Source organism: Phenylobacterium sp. P4_E10 (assembly GCF_056401675.1).
Map to the genome: position 1 here is coordinate 90,222 of NZ_JBFUIW010000007.1, position 15,925 is coordinate 106,146.

Annotated in this window: 19 protein-coding genes; 3 read left to right on the plus strand and 16 right to left on the minus strand. The window is 68.6% G+C overall.

Features of this window, described 5'->3' with window-relative positions:
- Positions 1-71: 71 nt before the first annotated feature.
- From tolB to ilvD, 6 genes are all read right to left on the minus strand, one after another.
- A complete protein-coding gene (gene tolB / locus AC1DQJ_RS10310; RefSeq protein ID WP_477602873.1) occupies positions 72-1,367 on the minus strand; it encodes a Tol-Pal system beta propeller repeat protein TolB in 1,296 nt (431 codons plus the stop codon).
- Positions 1,368-1,384: 17 nt separating this feature from the next.
- Entirely contained in the window at positions 1,385-2,185 is an 801-nt protein-coding gene (locus AC1DQJ_RS10315) for an energy transducer TonB (protein WP_477602875.1), read from the minus strand.
- Positions 2,186-2,192: 7 nt separating this feature from the next.
- Positions 2,193-2,669, minus strand: a complete 477-nt coding sequence (tolR, locus tag AC1DQJ_RS10320) for a protein TolR (protein WP_477602877.1) — start codon at positions 2,667-2,669, stop codon at positions 2,193-2,195.
- A gap of 3 nt (positions 2,670-2,672) precedes the next feature.
- Positions 2,673-3,371, minus strand: coding sequence for a protein TolQ (gene tolQ / locus AC1DQJ_RS10325; RefSeq protein ID WP_477602879.1), 699 nt, complete (start codon positions 3,369-3,371; stop codon positions 2,673-2,675).
- A gap of 130 nt (positions 3,372-3,501) precedes the next feature.
- Positions 3,502-3,945, minus strand: a complete 444-nt coding sequence (gene ybgC, locus AC1DQJ_RS10330) for a tol-pal system-associated acyl-CoA thioesterase (RefSeq protein ID WP_477602881.1) — start codon at positions 3,943-3,945, stop codon at positions 3,502-3,504.
- A 55-nt stretch (positions 3,946-4,000) separates the two neighbouring features.
- Positions 4,001-5,848 (minus strand): dihydroxy-acid dehydratase, encoded by a 1,848-nt coding sequence (ilvD, locus tag AC1DQJ_RS10335; protein ID WP_477602883.1) that lies wholly within the window; start codon positions 5,846-5,848, stop codon positions 4,001-4,003.
- 99 nt (positions 5,849-5,947) lie between these two features.
- Here ilvD and AC1DQJ_RS10340 point away from each other — a divergent pair, with 99 nt between their 5' ends.
- Positions 5,948-6,853, plus strand: a complete 906-nt coding sequence (locus AC1DQJ_RS10340; protein WP_477602885.1) for a LysR substrate-binding domain-containing protein — start codon at positions 5,948-5,950, stop codon at positions 6,851-6,853.
- A 3-nt stretch (positions 6,854-6,856) separates the two neighbouring features.
- Here AC1DQJ_RS10340 and ruvB read toward each other — a convergent pair whose 3' ends face one another.
- The 3 genes from ruvB to ruvC form a co-directional block, all read right to left on the minus strand.
- Positions 6,857-7,897 carry a Holliday junction branch migration DNA helicase RuvB gene (gene ruvB, locus AC1DQJ_RS10345; protein WP_477602887.1) on the minus strand — a complete coding sequence of 347 codons (1,041 nt, stop codon included), beginning with the start codon at positions 7,895-7,897 and terminating at the stop codon, positions 6,857-6,859.
- A gap of 142 nt (positions 7,898-8,039) precedes the next feature.
- Positions 8,040-8,657 (minus strand): Holliday junction branch migration protein RuvA, encoded by a 618-nt coding sequence (ruvA, locus tag AC1DQJ_RS10350; protein ID WP_477602889.1) that lies wholly within the window; start codon positions 8,655-8,657, stop codon positions 8,040-8,042.
- Positions 8,654-9,157 carry a crossover junction endodeoxyribonuclease RuvC gene (gene ruvC / locus AC1DQJ_RS10355; RefSeq protein WP_477602891.1) on the minus strand — a complete coding sequence of 168 codons (504 nt, stop codon included), beginning with the start codon at positions 9,155-9,157 and terminating at the stop codon, positions 8,654-8,656. Before ruvC ends, ruvA begins: the two co-directional genes overlap by 4 nt.
- 145 nt (positions 9,158-9,302) lie before the next feature.
- On the opposite strand from ruvC, the gene AC1DQJ_RS10360 reads away from it, so the two are divergent.
- On the plus strand, positions 9,303-9,503 hold the full coding sequence (locus tag AC1DQJ_RS10360) for a hypothetical protein (RefSeq protein WP_477602893.1): 201 nt from the start codon (positions 9,303-9,305) through the stop codon (positions 9,501-9,503).
- Positions 9,504-9,514: 11 nt separating this feature from the next.
- Here AC1DQJ_RS10360 and AC1DQJ_RS10365 read toward each other — a convergent pair whose 3' ends face one another.
- The 3 genes from AC1DQJ_RS10365 to AC1DQJ_RS10375 form a co-directional block, all read right to left on the minus strand.
- Positions 9,515-10,303, minus strand: coding sequence for a site-2 protease family protein (locus AC1DQJ_RS10365; protein ID WP_477602895.1), 789 nt, complete (start codon positions 10,301-10,303; stop codon positions 9,515-9,517).
- Positions 10,300-11,010, minus strand: coding sequence for a nucleoside/nucleotide kinase family protein (locus tag AC1DQJ_RS10370; RefSeq protein ID WP_477602897.1), 711 nt, complete (start codon positions 11,008-11,010; stop codon positions 10,300-10,302). The genes AC1DQJ_RS10365 and AC1DQJ_RS10370 overlap by 4 nt, the downstream gene beginning before the upstream one ends.
- Positions 11,011-11,071: 61 nt before the next feature.
- Positions 11,072-11,545 carry a ribonuclease H gene (locus AC1DQJ_RS10375; RefSeq protein ID WP_477602899.1) on the minus strand — a complete coding sequence of 158 codons (474 nt, stop codon included), beginning with the start codon at positions 11,543-11,545 and terminating at the stop codon, positions 11,072-11,074.
- 62 nt (positions 11,546-11,607) lie between these two features.
- On the opposite strand from AC1DQJ_RS10375, the gene AC1DQJ_RS10380 reads away from it, so the two are divergent.
- Complete coding sequence (locus AC1DQJ_RS10380) at positions 11,608-12,042, plus strand: PaaI family thioesterase (protein WP_477602901.1); 435 nt, start codon at positions 11,608-11,610, stop codon at positions 12,040-12,042.
- Here the strand turns inward: AC1DQJ_RS10380 and AC1DQJ_RS10385 are convergent.
- From AC1DQJ_RS10385 to AC1DQJ_RS10400, 4 genes are all read right to left on the minus strand, one after another.
- A complete protein-coding gene (locus AC1DQJ_RS10385; RefSeq protein WP_477602903.1) occupies positions 12,039-12,647 on the minus strand; it encodes a PEPxxWA-CTERM sorting domain-containing protein in 609 nt (202 codons plus the stop codon). The genes AC1DQJ_RS10380 and AC1DQJ_RS10385 overlap by 4 nt on opposite strands.
- A 142-nt stretch (positions 12,648-12,789) precedes the next feature.
- A complete protein-coding gene (locus AC1DQJ_RS10390) occupies positions 12,790-14,202 on the minus strand; it encodes an aminotransferase class V-fold PLP-dependent enzyme (protein ID WP_477602905.1) in 1,413 nt (470 codons plus the stop codon).
- 131 nt (positions 14,203-14,333) lie between these two features.
- Positions 14,334-15,026 carry an MgtC/SapB family protein gene (locus tag AC1DQJ_RS10395; protein ID WP_477602907.1) on the minus strand — a complete coding sequence of 231 codons (693 nt, stop codon included), beginning with the start codon at positions 15,024-15,026 and terminating at the stop codon, positions 14,334-14,336.
- Positions 15,027-15,094: 68 nt separating this feature from the next.
- Positions 15,095-15,838 carry a YebC/PmpR family DNA-binding transcriptional regulator gene (locus tag AC1DQJ_RS10400; protein ID WP_477602909.1) on the minus strand — a complete coding sequence of 248 codons (744 nt, stop codon included), beginning with the start codon at positions 15,836-15,838 and terminating at the stop codon, positions 15,095-15,097.
- Positions 15,839-15,925 lie beyond the last annotated feature (87 nt).

The window sequence follows — 15,925 nt, forward strand, 5'->3', positions numbered from 1 at the left end:
TCTATCCGGCTTTGCCGTAGCCGGACATTTCAAAAGACCGCGTGAGGGGGAAATTGCACCTGACAACACTGCTAGTTCAGAAGTGGTGACCAGGCGGGGTCGGTTCCGGAGCCCGGATAGGGTGCGGCGCGTTCGATTCGGCCGGTGACGTCCACGGTCCACAAACGCGGAGCTCCACCAGGCGTTTCACGGCTGAACATCAGCACACGTCCGTTGGGCGCCCAGGTGGGGCCTTCGTCGAGATAGCTGGTGGTCAGGATGCGCTCGTCCGAACCATCGGGACGCATGATGCCGATGTGGAACTGGCCGCCGGTCTGCTTGGTGAAGGCGATGTAGTCGCCGGTCGGGCTCCACACCGGGGTGGTGTAGCGGCCCTCGCCGAACGAGATGCGCCGGCTTCCGCCGCCGGCGGCGTCCATCACATAGATCTGGGCGCTGCCGCCGCGGTCGGAGTTGTAGACGATCTGCGCGCCGTCCGGTGAGAACGAGGGCGAGGTCTCGATCGACGGTTCGGAGGTCAGCTTGGTGGTCGCGCGACTGCGCAGGTTCATCACATAGATGTCGCTGTTGCCGCTGCGCTCCACCGAGAAGGCCACGCGGGCGCCGTCGGGCGAGAAGCGCGGCGCGAACACCATGCCCGGGAAGCTGCCCAGGGTCTCGCGGCGGCCGCTCTCAAGGTTGAACAGGTAGATCGACGAGCCCTCCGGCCGCAGGGCCATGTAGGTGATCTCCTGGGAGTTGGAGGAGAACCGGGGCGTCATGACGATGTAGGAGCCGTCGGTCAGGTAGGACGGATTGGCGCCGTCCTGATCCATGATCGCCAGCTGCTTCTTGCGGTCCAGGCGACCGCCGCTCTCGGAGACGAACACCACGCGGGTGTCGAAATAGCCCTTTTCGCCGGTCAGCCGCTCGTAGACGGCGTCGGAGATCTTGTGTGCGACCCGCCGCCAGTTGTCGGGGGTGGAGGTGAACTGCAGGCCGAGCAGCTGCTGTTCGGAATAGATGTCCCAGAGCCGGAAATCGACGGTCAGGCGGCCGCCCTCGACCGTCACCTGGCCGTTGACCAGGGCCTGGGCGTTGATCGCCTTCCAGTCCGGGAAGCGCGGCTGGACGTTGACGTCCATGGTCTTCTCGATGTGGGCGGCCGGCGGGATCGGCGCGAACAGGCCGGAGCGTTCGAGGTTGCCGGTGATGACCTGGGCGATCTCGGCGCCCTGCGGGCCGCCGAAAGCGGGGATGCCGATCGGGAGCGGCTTGATGTCGCCGCGGTTGATGTCGACCTCGATCTGGGCGTGAGCCGGCGGCGTGATCGCCGCCGCCGAGAGGAGCGCGGCCACAACGGCCAGGGCCAGGGTCTTCAGGCGCATGGGGCGGGTCTCCTTGGTCACGAGCAGGCCTCGCTGGTCTTGAAATTCAAATCGAAACGCTGGCCGTAAAGATTGCGTGGAAGCCGCGAGAACGGCGCGGCGGCGTAGACCGCCCGGATCGCGCGCTCGGCGGCCGCCCTGACAACCGGATCGGGAGAGTGTTCGGCGCCTTGGGCGTCGACTTTGCCGACCACCTGGCCCCCGCCGCCGAGGGTGAACGACACCTTCAGCCGGACGTTGCGGGCGCCCTCGACTTCGCAGTTCGGGTTCCAGCGCTTCTGGATCTCGTCGCTCATCCCGGCGATGGCGGCCGCGGCCTGGCCTGAGCCGAGGTCGGGACGCGCCTCCTGGGCGGTGGCCTGGCGCGTGGGGCCTTTGGCCGCCGATGAGCGCTGGGCGCTCTTGGCGACGCTGGCGGCCAGGGCGTCGAGGTCGAGGCTCTTCTCGGCCGGCTTGGACGCCGGCTTAGCGGGCTTGGCGGCCGGCGCGGGCTTGGGTGGTGGAGCCGGCGTTGGCTTGACCGCAGGCTTGGGAACCGGCGTCGGGGTTGGCGGCGTCGGCGCGGGCGCGGGAGCAGCCGGCGGCGCGGGCGCTTCGGGGATCGGCTCCTCGGTCTGGGCGAGAGCTTCTTCCGGTCCCTGCTCGGCGGGCGCCAGGTCGGTCACCGGCGCGTTGGCGACAATGTTGATCGGAACGGCCGAGCCGAGCGGCAATTGACGTCCCCACGGCCATGAGATCAGGGCGGCGGCGATCACCCCGACATGCAACAGCGCCGAGGCGACCATCGCGCCAGAGAATTCGGACCGCTCCCTAGCCATCGGCGCCTCAGCGAGGCTCGCCGCCCGACGAGGGACCGCCGGTGTCGGTGATGAGGTTGATGGTGGTGAAGCCGGAGTTCGACAGCGCCGCCATCACCTGGGCAACCGCCTCATAGGAGGCGCGGCCGTCGGCGCGGACATAGATCGGGCGCTTCTGGTCGTCGCCGGCCATGGCCCGCAGGCGCGGGGCGAGGCTGGAGAACGGCACGGTGTCCTCCTGGATGAACAGCGACCCGTCCTGGCGGATCGAGACGGTCAGGGGCTCCTTAGGATCCTCCATCGCAGCCGCCTCGGTCTTGGGCAGTTCGACCTCGACGCCGCTGGTCAGCAGCGGCGCGGAGACCATGAAGATAATCAGCAGCACCAGCATCACGTCGACCAGCGGCGTGACGTTGATCTCCGCCAGCGCCCCGCGCGAGCGGCGGCCGCGCCGTCGGCGCGAACCCCCGGTGGCGGAGAAGGCGTCGTGGGTGGAAAGCGCCATACCCTAGCCCCCGGCCAGCCGGCGCTGGATCGCGGTGGAGAGATCGTCGGCGAAGCCCTCGAGGCGGCCGGCGTACTTGCCCGCGTCCGTAGAGAACTTGTTGTAGGCGATATAGGCCGGGATGGCGGCGATCAGGCCGATGGCGGTGGCGAACAGCGCCTCGGCGATCGAAGGGGCGACAACGGCCAGATTGGTCGACTTCTCCACGGCGATGGCCTGGAAGGCCTTCATGATCCCCCAGACGGTGCCGAACAGGCCGACGAACGGCGAGGCGGTGGCGACGATGGCCAGCGAGCCGAGACCGTTTTCCACTCGGGCGCTTTCGCGGGCGATGGTGGTGTCGAGCGCGCGGTCGATGCGCTGAATCAGGAAGGCGGTCTGGTTCTCTGAGGTCAGGCCGCGCGAGCGCGCGTCGCGCCACTCCCTCAGCGCGCCCTGCAGCATGCGCGGCAGGGCCTGGGTCGGACGCTCGCCGGCGTCGGCGGCGATGTCCTCGAGCGAGCGGCCCGAAGAGACCTCATTCTCGAAGGCGCTGGCCTCCTTGTTCAGCTTGGTCAGGCGAAGCGACTTCTCGATGATCACGGTCCAGGACCAGACCGAGGCCAGGATCAATCCGACCATCACCAGCTTCACCACCCAGTCGGCGCGGATGAAGAGGTTGATGAAGCTGAAGCTCTCGGCGGTGATCGCGGCGGGGTCCATGCTCTCCTGGGGCTCCGTACAAACTGAAGGCGCACGACTTCAAAGCCGCGCGCGGTGGCGAACTTAAGGCCGCCGGTTCTGGTTAACCGGCTTCTAACGCGGAAATGGTGAAGGCGGTTTTACGGAAACCTTACGCGAACAGCGGGCGCAACGTGTCCAACATGCCAGCCGGCGGTTTGCGCGGGCGGCCCTGCAGGTCAATGCAGGCGGCCTCGACCTTGGCGGCGCAGATCAGTTCCTCGCCGCGAGTGATTCGCTGGGAGATGAACAGCCGCGGGCCGCGGGCGGCGTCGTAGGTGGTGCGGACGGCCAGGGCGTCGTCGATGCGGGCGGCGCGCTTGAAGTCCAGTTCCATGCGCACGATCGCGAAGGCGGCGGGATCGTCGCGGCCCAGCAGCTCGGCGTGGTGTACGCCGGCGACGCGCAGGAAATCGGACCGTCCGCGCTCGAAATAGCGGACGTAGTTGGCGTGATAGACCACGCCGGTGAAGTCGGTGTCCTCGTAATAGACGCGGACCGGCAGGACGTGCTCGCGCCCGTCGATAATTCCAGCGGTAGGGATCGGGGTCTGCATGGCCCCAAGGTTTAGGGGCGCGGCGCGCTCTTGAACAGCGCCGCGCCGTGCCTGGCTACTCGACCTGGCTAACGTCGCGCACGGCGCCGCGGGCGGCGTTGGTGGTCATGGCTGCATAGGCGCGCAGGGCCGGGGAGACGGCGCGCTTGCGTGCGGCCGGCTTCCAGGCGGCTGCGCCCTTGGCTTCCATGGCGGCGCGGCGCTCAGCCAGCACGGCGTCGGAGACGTCGAGCCGGATGGTCCGCCCCGGAATGTCGATGACGATGCGGTCGCCGTCCTCGACCAGGCCGATGAGCCCGCCTTCGGCCGCCTCGGGCGAGACGTGGCCGATGGAGAGGCCGGAGGTGCCGCCGGAGAAGCGGCCGTCGGTGATCAGCGCGCAGGCTTTGCCCAGCCCCTTCGATTTTAGGTAGCTGGTCGGATAGAGCATCTCCTGCATGCCCGGGCCGCCCTTGGGACCTTCGTAGCGGATCACCACCACGTCGCCGGCGACGATCTTGCCGGTGAGGATGGCGCTGACCGACTCATCCTGGCTTTCGAAGACCCGGGCCGTGCCGGTGAACTTCAGGATCTCTTCGTCGACGCCGGCCGTCTTCACGATGCAGCCGTCCTCAGCGATGTTGCCCGACAGCACCGCAAGCCCGCCGTCCTGCGAGAAGGCGTGCTTGGCCTCGCGGATCACGCCGTTCTGGCGGTCGAGGTCGAGTTCCTTCCAGCGGCGGTCCTGGCTGAACGCCGTCTGGGTCGGCACGCCGCCAGGGGCGGCGCGGAAGAAGGTTTGCACCGCTTCGCTGTTGGTGCGGCTGATGTCCCAGCGCTCCAGCGCCTCGCTCATGGACTTGGAATGGACCGTGGGCAGCTCGGTGTGCAGCAGGCCGGCGCGGTCGAGCTGACCCAGGATGGCCATGATGCCGCCGGCGCGGTGGACGTCCTCCATATGCACGTCCGCCTTGGCCGGCGCGACCTTGGAGAGGCAGGGCACTTTGCGCGACAGGCGGTCGATGTCGGCCATGGTGAAGTCGACCTCCGCCTCGTGGGCGGCGGCCAACAGGTGCAGCACGGTGTTGGTCGAGCCGCCCATGGCGATGTCGAGGCTCATGGCGTTCTCGAACGCCTTGAACGAGGCGACCGCGCGCGGCAGCACCGAGGCGTCGTCCTGCTCGTAGTAGCGGCGGGTGATGTCGACGATCAGGTGGCCGGCTTCGAGGAACAGGCGCTCGCGGTCGGCGTGGGTCGCCAGCACCGAGCCGTTGCCGGGCAGCGACAGACCAAGCGCCTCGGTCAGGCAGTTCATCGAGTTGGCGGTGAACATGCCCGAGCAGGAGCCGCAGGTCGGGCAGGCCGAACGCTCGATGGTGGCGACATCCTCGTCGGAGATCTTGTCGTCGGCGGCGGCGACCATGGCGTCGACGAGATCGAGGGCGACCTCCTTGCCGTTCATCACCACCTTGCCGGCTTCCATCGGTCCGCCGGAGACGAACACCGTGGGGATGTTGACCCGCAGCGAGGCCATCAGCATGCCCGGCGTGATCTTGTCGCAGTTGGAGATGCAGACCATGGCGTCGGCGCAGTGGGCGTTGACCATGTACTCGACGCTGTCGGCGATCAGCTCGCGCGAGGGCAGGCTGTAGAGCATGCCGTCGTGGCCCATGGCGATGCCGTCGTCCACCGCGATGGTGTTGAATTCCTTGGCCACGCCGCCGGCCCGCTCAATCTCGCGGGCGACCAGCTGGCCGAGGTCCTTCAGGTGCACGTGGCCCGGCACGAATTGGGTGAACGAGTTGACCACGGCGATGATCGGCTTGCCGAAGTCGCTATCCTTCATGCCTGTGGCGCGCCACAGGCCGCGAGCGCCGGCCATGTTGCGGCCGTGAGTGGTGGTTCTGGAGCGATAGGTCGGCATGACGGCACCCTGATGATGTCTGCGCTCAGCGATAGCGGATGGCCGTCCCGCAGTGAAATATATTAAGAAGGCCTGATTAGGTCGCTGAAAGTATCAGTCATGGAGACGCGTCAGCTTCGGCATTTCAGGGCAGTGGCCGAGACCCTGCATTTCGGCCGCGCGGCCGAGCAGCTCGGCATGACCCAGCCGCCGCTCAGCCAGTCGATCATGGCGCTCGAGCGCGAGCTTGGCGCGCCGCTGTTCGTGCGGACCAAGCGGCAGGTGGCGCTGACCCCGTTCGGCGAGCAATGGCTGGTGCATGTGCGCGCGGCGCTGGAGGGCGTTGACCGGCTGCCGGAGGTCGCGCGCCAACTGCGCGACGGCGAGACCGGCCGCCTCGAGCTGTCGTTCGTCAGCACCGCCGACTACAGCATCCTGCCGACCCTGGTTCGGCGCTATTCTGCGCTCTATCCGGACGTCGAGATCGCGCTCAGCGAGGCGACCAGCGACGTGCAGATCGCCACGCTGCTGGCCGGCCATGGCCAGGCCGGGATCATCATTCCGCCCGCGAATGCCGTCCTGCCCGAGCCGCTCAGCTATCGCCGGCTGGTGGTCGAGCCGCTGATCGCCGCCGTGCCGGAAAGCTGGGTCGAGGATGGGCGCCTGCCGCACACCGGCGATCGGCTGGAGCCCGGCGCGCTGGTCGGGGCGCCGGGGGTGATCTTTCCGCGGCGCTCGACGCCGGCCTTCTACGATCTGGTCATCGAGACGCTCAGGACCCTGACCGGCGGCCCACGGATCGTGCAGGAAGCCATCCAGATGCAGACCATCATCAGCCTGGTGTCGGCGGGGATCGGCGTGGCGCTGGTCCCGGCCTCGCTGCGCCACCTGGCGCGGACAGGGGTGCGATATATGAGCCTGCCGGGCGACGGGCCGTACCTCGAAAGCGGGGTCGTCTGGCGCCGCGACGATGCGACCCCGACCCTGCAGCGCTTTCTCGACGTGGCGCTGCAGCCGCTCGGCTGAAGGCTACTCGTCGAACAGGGTCGGCTGGCCTGCGGCGGGAGGCTGCGGCGGCGGGGTCAGGCCCAGGTGCGCATAGGCCTTGGCGCAGGCGACACGGCCGCGCGGGGTGCGCTGAATGAAGCCCTGCTGCATCAGGAACGGCTCGATGACGTCCTCGACCGCATCGCGGGATTCGGCGATGGCGTAGGCGATGGTCTCAACGCCGACCGGGCCGCCGCCATAGTTGTCGATCATGGCCTGCAGGTAGCGGCGATCGAGCGTGTCCAGGCCGGCCTGGTCGACGTCCAGCCGCGCCAGGGCGCGGGCGGCGGCCTTGGCGTCGATGATCTCGACGCCGTCGGCGGCGGCGAAGTCGCGCACCCGGCGCAGTAGCCGGCCGGCGACGCGAGGCGTGCCGCGCGAGCGGGCGGCGATCTCGGCGGCCCCCTCGGGCGAGAGGCCGAGCCCGAGCTTGGCGGCAGCACCGGCCAGCACCTTGGAGAGCTCAGCGTGGGTGTAGAATTCCAGCCGCAGCGGGATGCCGAAGCGGTCGCGCAGCGGGGTGGCCAGCATCCCGGCCCGGGTGGTCGCCGCGACCAGGGTGAACGGGGCCAGGTCGATACGGATCGAACGGGCGGACGGTCCTTCGCCGATCACCAGGTCGAGGACGTGGTCCTCCATGGCCGGATAGAGGATCTCCTCGACGTTGGCCGCCAGACGGTGGATCTCGTCGATGAACAGGACGTCGCGCGGCTCGAGGTTGGTGAGGATGGCGGCGAGGTCGCCGGCCTTGGCCAGCACCGGGCCGGAGGTGGCGCGGAAATTGACCCCCAGCTCGCGGGCGACGATCTGGGCCAGGGTGGTCTTGCCCAGGCCCGGCGGGCCGAACAGCAGCACGTGATCGAGCGCTTCGGACCGTGACTTGGCCGCCTCGATGAAGACCTTGAGATTGCCCTTGGCCTGCTCCTGGCCGACGAACTCGGCGAGAGTCTGGGGGCGCAGGGCCTTGTCGTGGGCGACCCCGGCTTCGAACGGCTGGGCGTCCGGCGAAACGATGCGGGTCATGGATAGATCCTCCCCTCTTGGGGGAGGTGGATCGCGCCGGAAGTCGCGGGACGGAGGGGGCTGGAAGAGTCAATGTCCCCCTCAGTCAGCCGTTCGGCTGACAGCTCCCCCAGCGGGGGAGCATCTAGATGGAAGGGCGCGCTCACCGGCCCAGCTCCTGCAGGCCGGCTTTGATGAGGGCGGGGATTTCGGCGTCCTCGCCCAGGCGCAGGGCGGCCTGCTCGACGACGCGGCGGGCGTTGACCTCGGCGACGCCGAGGCCGAGCAGGGCGGCGACCGCTTCGCCCACAGCCGACGGCAGCGGCGGCGCAGCGGCGCTGTGGATCTGGGCGTGGAAGGCGGCGACCGGGCTGTCGCTGAGCGGCTTGTCCTTCAACTCGGTGATCAGGCGCAGCGCGAGCTTGGGGCCCACCCCATTGGCGCGGCCGAGTGCGGCCTTGTCGTCGCGGGCGACGGCGGCGGCGAGATCCGGGGGCGCGAGCACGTCGAGCACGGCCAGCGCCGCCTTGGGCCCGACGCCCTGGATGGTCAGCATGGTCACGAAGCAGCGTCGCTCGTCGCGGCCAAGGAAGCCGTAGAGCTTCATGCCGTGGGATTCCGACCACATGCTCTCGACATGCAGGACGATCTCTTCGCCGAGGGCCGGCAGATGGCCCAGGGTGCGCGAGCCGCAGCGGACCACATAGCCGACGCCGGCCACGTCGATCAGAGCCTCCTCCTCGCCGACTTCGGCGACCAGTCCGCGCAGACGCCCGATCATGCGGCGGCTCCGATGCGGCGGAGCTTGCGATGGTGGGCGTGGGCGATGGCCACGGCCAGGGCGTCGGCGGCGTCGGCGGTGGTATCCCCGGCCGTGGGCAGCAGGCGGCGGATCATGAAGCCGACCTGGTCCTTATCGGCTGCGCCGGTGCCGACCACGGACTTCTTGACCACGGTCGCAGCGTATTCGGCGACCATCAGGCCGGCCCGAGCCGGCACGATCATCGCCATGGCCCGGGCGTGGCCGAGCTTCAGGGCCGAGGCGGCGTTGTTGTTCATGAAGGTCTCTTCGACCGCGGCCTCGTGCGGGGCATGGCGTTCGACCACTTCGGCGATGCCCTCGAACAGCACCAGAAGGCGCTCGGAGAACGGCAGGCTGTCCTTCGGCGCGATAACGCCATGGGCCACATGGCCGAGCCGCGCGCCCTCCATCGTGATCACGCCCCAACCCGTGCGGCGCAGGCCGGGATCGAGGCCGAGAATGCGGAGCGGGGCGGTCATGGGAATCTGCGCGTTCGTCATCTGTTCCGGAACTCGTACAGGACGTCGCCAGGGTTAAGCAATGGTTGAGGCCGGGACCTGCGCGCGCAGAGTTGAAGGAACCCCGGCCCCAGTGGACGGGTTGGCGTCGTGGAGGACGAACGCCATGGACTACCGACTCTACGTGTTCAATTCGCTGGGCAAATTCGCCGATGTCGAGGAGTGGAGCTGCGCCTCGGACGATATCGCCCTGGAACAGGCCAGCCGGCAGCGCCACGCCTTTGGCGCGGAGCTTTGGCAAGGCAAGCGGCGGCTGAGCACCATGGCTGGGCCGATGAGCCTGCCGGGCGACAATCAGGCCGCCTAGGACCTGACTAGCTAGTTCCAGAACCTGAAGGCCTGCCAGCCCGCCTGGATCATCTCGCGCGGCAGGCCGGTGACGTCGGTCAGGAACAGGGCCGGGACGAAGATCACCGCTGAGGCGCCCGGGATGAAGAAGATCGCCAGGAACAGGCCGATCATCGCCAGGCCCTCGAACTTGCGCAGGCTCTGGGTCCAGTCCTGCGGCAGGAACGGACGGATCACGCCGTAGCCGTCTAGCCCGGGGACCGGCAGCAGGTTGAGGACGAAGGCGGTCGCCTGCAGGAAGGCGAGCACCGCCAGGGCGTCGCAGAGCCGGCGCGCGCCATCGCCCTGCAGCGGCGAAAAGGCGACGCCGTAGATGGCCGTCACCAGCAGCGCGAAGACCAGCAGGGTGCCGAGCGGGCCGGCCAGCGAGGCCAGGGCGCGCCAGGCCTTGCTGCGCATCAGATCCTCGCGCAGGTAGACCGCGCCGCCGGGGAAGCCGATTCCGCCGAGGATCACGGCCAGGATCGGGATGACGATCGAGACGCCGACGTCGACGTACTTCAGCGGGTCCAGCGTCAGGTAGCCCTTGGCGCGAATGGTGTGGTCGCCGGCCTTGTAGGCGACGAAGGCGTGGCCGAACTCGTGGGCCATGACAGCCAGGATCCAGCCGAGGATCACGAACACGAAGGAGAGGATGGCCCCGGTCAGCTCGCTGGGCGCGAACACCAGGCCCACGCCGGCGGCCAGCCAGCCGGCCAGCAGGGCCAGGGCGTTGGGGCTGACGCCGAGGTGGACGTCGTCTTCGGCGGTCTGGCTCAAGGCGGGCTCACGGAAAGGATCGAGTGGTCGGGGCTCTTGCGGACCACGAGGTCGGCGCGGGGCCGGGCGTGGATGATGTGATCGTGCAGGTTCTTCAGGTTCACGTCGCGCCAGACAATGCGGGCCAGGCCGTCAGTCTGCTCGCGGCTCATCTGCCGGAAGCGGGCGTAGAACGAGGTGGGGTCGTGCTCGGCCGCTTCCCAGAGCTGCAAGAAGCGTTCGACGTACCAGCGCTCCAGGTCGGCTTCGTCGGCTTCCAGATAGATCATGGCGTCGAGGAGGCTGGTCGGGCCGGTGTCCGGATGGCGCAGGGTCAGGCCCTCGATCACCAGGGCGTCGGGCGGGGCGAGCCGCCGGGTCAGCGCCGGATCGATGTCGTAGATCACGTGCGAATAGGCCGGGAAGTCGGCGGGGCCGCTGCGTATTGCTTTCAGGGCGGCGGCCAGCGCCGCATGGTCGTAGGTGGCCGGCACGCCCTTGTTGCTGAGCAGGCCCATGGCCTCAAGCTCGGCGTTGGTGTGCAGGAAGCCGTCGGTGCAGGCCAGCTCGACCTGGGCGCCGCCCGCCGCCAGCTGTTGCTGCAGGGCTTGTGCGAAGGTGCTCTTGCCGACCGCCACCGATCCGGTGACGCCGACAATGAACGGGCCGGCGGCCGGGCGCAGCGGGGCAAGCAGGTCGGCGATCTGGTCGAGGCTCAAGACGTCCACTTGCGCTTTTCCCTGGCGGCTCGTCGCCTTGGATATGGGAATTGCCGCGCCAAGCACAGCCTTAGAGGCCGGCGACCTTGGCGAGGTTGGGCTTCGGGATAGCCGAGACGAACGGGCCTTGGGCGTTGGCCTTGTCGCGAGCGAGCTCGGCCCAGGCGGCGGCGAAGCCGGTGGGGCTGGCCTTGGACGGCTGGGCGATGGCGAAGCTGGGCTTGGCTCCAGACAAGGCGGCGGTGAGCGCGGCCCAGAGGTCGAGGTCTTCAGCCGGCGCCTCCTCGCCCTGCGGCGGGCGGCCGGCGGCGATCAGGGCGGCGATGCGGGCGACCGCGCCGTTGTCGATCTGGATGGCGACCTCGCCCTTCGGGACGCCCTTCAGCGCCGCCAGCAGGCCAGCCAGAGCCATGCGCTGGGGCGTAGTGTAGCGCTCGCCGCCGGCCTGGCCCGCGACCTCGCCCCCGATGTTGCGAACGAAGGCCCAGCCTCCGCACTTGAAGGCCTGGTGGTGACTGGTCTGGATCCAGATGCGCGCGCTCATGTCGGGGGCTTTAGCAGGTTGCGGAATCGGCCGCATGATCCCTCGACCTAGGGGAGAAAAACATGGCTGGCGCCACCACCAACAACACCAGCGTCGAGAAGCTGAACCAGGCCAACGAGGGCAAGCTGCCTGGGCATCTGGGGCTGGTCATCACCGAGGTGGCGGACGGCAAGGTGGTGGGCCGGCTGAAGGTGCGCCAGGATCTGGTGGCGCACACCGGCTACCTGCTGGCCGGGGCGGTGCTGTCGGTGGCCGACATCCTCTGCGCCTATGGGGTGTCCACCGCCTGGCCGGATGGCGCCAACGGCTTCACGACGGCGGAGGTGAAGGCAAATTTCGTCGGCACCCTGCGCGAGGGCGAGGCGATCTGCACGGCCACCCTGCTGCACGGCGGGCGCACCACCCAGGTATGGGACGCCAGGGTCGAGGACGCGGCCACCGGCAAGCTGATGGCCGCGTTCCGCTGCACTCAGATCATTCTCTATCCGCGTGCCTAGGCGGCGGCCTGCTCGCGGCGGCGGTTGGCGCGGATCATCATCCCGACGCCGCCGAACCCGGCGATCATCAGCGCCCAGGTGTCGGGCTCGGGCACGCCCGAAATGAAGGTGAAGTTGTCCATCACGAACTGACGGCCCCTGTCGGTGCAATCGTCGATGTAGGTGGTGAAGGTGAGCTGATCGATGCCGCCCCAGTTGGCGGCGAACAGCTGCGGGCTCTTGTCGGTCAGAGTCAGGGTCTTGCTGTACTTCTGAACCCCGTCATTGAGCCCGACGATGGTGAGCTTCAGGCCCTGGATCCAGGCGGCGGTGAAGTAGGCGCTCTGGAAGGTGAACGTCCCGCTGGCCAGCGAGACCGACCCGGTGACGTCGCCATAGTCGTTGAAGGCGACATTCTTGGCCGAGACCATGCCCCTGCCGTAGCCGGTGTTCTGCAGGCCGACCTTCTTGGGGGCGACCGTGCTGATGTTGTTCCAGTTGAAGCCCTGGTAGGCGCCCAGCGCCTGGATCGAGGAGCCGCGGTCGTCGAAGGTGATCACGCCCGCGCTGGCGGGACCCGCCAAAGCCGCCGCGCCTAGCGCCACAGCCGCAAACATCGCCTTCATGCACTCAAACCCCCGACTATCGGAGTCCGCGTGGACCCCACCCTTAGCGAGGAGTTCGGCCACAAAACGTGGTTAGCGCCAAGCTAATTCACTCGGCGAGCGGGAAATATGATGCCGTATTCGCCTTTTGCGGGAGTTGGGGTCAGCGCAGGTCCGAGACCGCCCTCAGGGCGAAATCGACCTCGTCGGTGGTGTTGCGGATGCTGGGCGTGAGGCGCACGTGCGAGACCGCGTAGGGGGCGTCCGAGCCGAGGATGCGAGAACGCCGCAGCCGCGACACTGCCTCCTGCGCCGACAGCCCCGCTACGTCGAAGGAGACGATCCCGGCCGACATCTGCGGGCTCATCGGCGTGCGGACGCGCACGTGGGGCATGGCCGCCAAGCCGGTCTTCAGACGCGTGGCGAGCTCATGGGTGCGGGCGGCGACATGATTCTTGCCGATCATCTGGTGGAAGCCGAACGCCTCTGGCATCGACCAGACGTGTTCGAAGGCCTTGAAGCCGCCCGGAGTCATCCGCGCTCCGGTGTTCGCGCCGGGCTCATAGCCGCCGATCCAGGCCGAATAGGCGTCCGGCGCCAGGAAGCTGGGGATGGTCGGCATCAGCCGCGCCAGGGCCTGGGGATTGTAGAACACCACGCCGGTGCCGCGCGGTCCGAACAGCCACTTGTGGCAACTGGCCACCAGCACGTCGCAGCCGAGTCCCGGCAGGGTGGCGTCTTCCACACCGAAGCCGTGAACGCCGTCGACACAGAAGATGACCTGGTCGGCCGGGGAACGGCGGGCGTTGATCGGACGCAGGGCGTCGGCGATCGCGCGGATCGGCAGCTTCAGGCCGGTGGATGAGTGCACCCAGGTGAGGGCGAGGACCCGGGTCGTCGGGCCGATCCCGGCCGTCACCCGGCGGACGATCTCTCCCGTCGAAGCGGTCTCGGCCCCGTCGTGCAGGGTGATCTTGCGGATCGTCGCGCCGCCGCGTCGGGCGGCCAGGCGCAGCGACTCGTGGGTCACGTAGTAGTCGTGGGTGCTGGTGAGCACCTCCTGGCCGTAGCGCAGGTTGAAGCCGGCATAGAGCAGGCCGATGCCGGCGGTGGTGCTCTCGCAGAGCGAGACGTTCTCGCCGGGCACCCCGAAATAGGCGCCGGCGGCGGCGCGGGATGCGTTCTGGCCGCGTTTGTTGTTGCGCTCCAGATAGGTGATCGGATTGCGGTCGAGGGCCAGGCGGTGGCGGGTGATCGCCTCGCGCACCGGCCGCGGGTTCGAGGCGAACAGCATGGCTGAGAGGTCGACCTCGCTCCAATCCATGTCCCACTGAGTGCGCAGGCTCGGCCAACTCGGGGGCGGTCGGGCCCCGGGAACCTGGGGCGATGGCGCTGCGGCGGCCGGCCTGGCGTATCCTGCGACGGGGGGCGAGGCGGGCGGCGCGGCGGCGGGCTGAACGGGCGCAGGCTGGGCCGGCGGTGGTGGGGCGGGGAGTGCGGTCGGCTGCGGCGCGGCCTGGTGCTCGGCCTGGGCCAGCGCCGCCGCAGGGGCGGCCGCCAGACCGAGCGCAAGCATGGCGCGTCTGTTCAAGGATCCGTCGTTCGCAGCCATCGCAAGCCCTCCGATACCCGTGTCTCGAGAAGGACAATGCGGAGCTTGTTCATCGGGTTTCGAATCCGGCGCGCGTCTGGGGTGAATCTGCGGGCCTACTCATGTCGCGGCGCCAGTTCGAAGGAGATCACCCTGGCGTCGCCCAGCAGTTCGTCGGTCAGCGCCTGGGTCGGCCAAGCCTTGGTTCCGCGGACGGTGGAGGCGAACTCCACGCCCTCCCCGGCGGGCAGCAACCGCACGACGACGATGTCGGGCTTCAGGGCGAGCCGGCTGAACAGCTCGCGGAACTCGGCCTCACGAGGAGCCGCTTCGCGCCGGTAGCGCACCGCCACGTCCATGTGATGCTGGCGCGGCAGGCGCTCGTCGATCAGTCGAAGCCCGGCCAGGACCAGCAGCGTGGCGACGGTGCCGGCGATCGCCAGGCCGTGCAGGCTGATGCCGTAGAGGATGCCAAGGCACGAGGTGATCCACAGTGACGCCGCCGTGGTCAGGCCGCGGATCGAGAAGCCCTCGCGGAAGATCACACCGGCGCAGAGGAACCCGATGCCGGTCAGGACGCCATGCGCCATCCGCACCGGGTCGATGCGGATCACGTCGTGCGGGGTGCCGGCCATCCAGTCGATCTGATGCACGGCCGCCAACATCAGGAGGGTGGAGGCCAGGCAGACGAGGATATGGGTGCGGATGCCCGCCGCACGGCCGCGATACTCGCGCTCGAAGCCGATCGCCCCGCCGGCCAGAACGGCCGCCAGGATCGGGAGCAGATAGGCGTGGCGAAACAGGTCCATAGGCCCTGAACGCGCGAACTGCGGTTAAGCTTCCAGCACACGCGTTTCAGGCGGTGGAGAAGGTCGGGCTAGCCGAACTTCTCCATGTCCTCGTCGGAGATCTCGTAGTCGCCGTAGACGTTCTGCACGTCGTCGTCGTCGTCGAGGGCGTCGATCAGCTTGAGCAGGGTCGGGACGACATCGCCGGCGACGGCGACATAGGTCTTCGGCCGCCAGACGATCTTGCTGGTCTTGGCCTCGCCCAGCACCGCTTCCAGGGCGCTGGCCACTTCGGCGAAGTCCTCGAAGGCGGTGTAGACGACGTGGCTTTCCTCGTCGGACTCGACGTCCTGGGCGCCGGCCTCGATAGCCGCCTCCATGACCTTGTCCTCGGATCCGACCTTGGCCGGGTAGGTCAGCTCGCCGAGCCGGTCAAACTGGAACGACACCGAGCCCGAGGCGCCGAGGTTGCCGCCGTTCTTCGAGAAGATGGTCCGGATGTTCGAGGCCGCGCGGTTGCGGTTGTCGGTCAGGCCTTCGACGATGATGTTGACGCCGCCGGGGCCGAAGCCCTCGTAGCGCACTTCCTCGTAGTTTTCCCCGTCGCCGCCCGCGCCCTTCTTGATGGCGCGTTCGATGTTGTCCTTGGGCATGGACTCGGCCCGCGCGTTGGTCACGGCCAGGCGCAGGCGGGGGTTCATCGCCGGGTCGGGCATGCCCGACTTGGCGGCGACGGTGATCTCACGCGACAGCTTGGAGAACAGCTTGGACCGCGCCGCGTCCGCGCGGCCCTTGCGGTGCATGATGTTCTTGAACTTGGAATGTCCAGCCATGGGTCTCTCTGAAAGTCAGTGTTCGGCTTCTAACCTCAGCCAAGCGCGAACGCCAGCGGGGCCGGAACCACGGCGGGCCGCAGGGGT

Coding starts and splice junctions, on each gene's coding strand:
- tolB (WP_477602873.1), bottom strand. CDS start 1,367: ATGCGCCTGAAGACCCTGGCCCTGGCCGTTGTGGCCGCGCTCCTCTCG.
- AC1DQJ_RS10315 (WP_477602875.1), bottom strand. CDS start 2,185: ATGGCTAGGGAGCGGTCCGAATTCTCTGGCGCGATGGTCGCCTCGGCG.
- tolR (WP_477602877.1), bottom strand. CDS start 2,669: ATGGCGCTTTCCACCCACGACGCCTTCTCCGCCACCGGGGGTTCGCGC.
- tolQ (WP_477602879.1), bottom strand. CDS start 3,371: ATGGACCCCGCCGCGATCACCGCCGAGAGCTTCAGCTTCATCAACCTC.
- ybgC (WP_477602881.1), bottom strand. CDS start 3,945: ATGCAGACCCCGATCCCTACCGCTGGAATTATCGACGGGCGCGAGCAC.
- ilvD (WP_477602883.1), bottom strand. CDS start 5,848: ATGCCGACCTATCGCTCCAGAACCACCACTCACGGCCGCAACATGGCC.
- AC1DQJ_RS10340 (WP_477602885.1), top strand. CDS start 5,948: ATGGAGACGCGTCAGCTTCGGCATTTCAGGGCAGTGGCCGAGACCCTG.
- ruvB (WP_477602887.1), bottom strand. CDS start 7,897: ATGACCCGCATCGTTTCGCCGGACGCCCAGCCGTTCGAAGCCGGGGTC.
- ruvA (WP_477602889.1), bottom strand. CDS start 8,657: ATGATCGGGCGTCTGCGCGGACTGGTCGCCGAAGTCGGCGAGGAGGAG.
- ruvC (WP_477602891.1), bottom strand. CDS start 9,157: ATGACCGCCCCGCTCCGCATTCTCGGCCTCGATCCCGGCCTGCGCCGC.
- AC1DQJ_RS10360 (WP_477602893.1), top strand. CDS start 9,303: ATGGACTACCGACTCTACGTGTTCAATTCGCTGGGCAAATTCGCCGAT.
- AC1DQJ_RS10375 (WP_477602899.1), bottom strand. CDS start 11,545: ATGAGCGCGCGCATCTGGATCCAGACCAGTCACCACCAGGCCTTCAAG.
- AC1DQJ_RS10380 (WP_477602901.1), top strand. CDS start 11,608: ATGGCTGGCGCCACCACCAACAACACCAGCGTCGAGAAGCTGAACCAG.
- AC1DQJ_RS10385 (WP_477602903.1), bottom strand. CDS start 12,647: ATGAAGGCGATGTTTGCGGCTGTGGCGCTAGGCGCGGCGGCTTTGGCG.
- AC1DQJ_RS10390 (WP_477602905.1), bottom strand. CDS start 14,202: ATGCTTGCGCTCGGTCTGGCGGCCGCCCCTGCGGCGGCGCTGGCCCAG.
- AC1DQJ_RS10395 (WP_477602907.1), bottom strand. CDS start 15,026: ATGGACCTGTTTCGCCACGCCTATCTGCTCCCGATCCTGGCGGCCGTT.
- AC1DQJ_RS10400 (WP_477602909.1), bottom strand. CDS start 15,838: ATGGCTGGACATTCCAAGTTCAAGAACATCATGCACCGCAAGGGCCGC.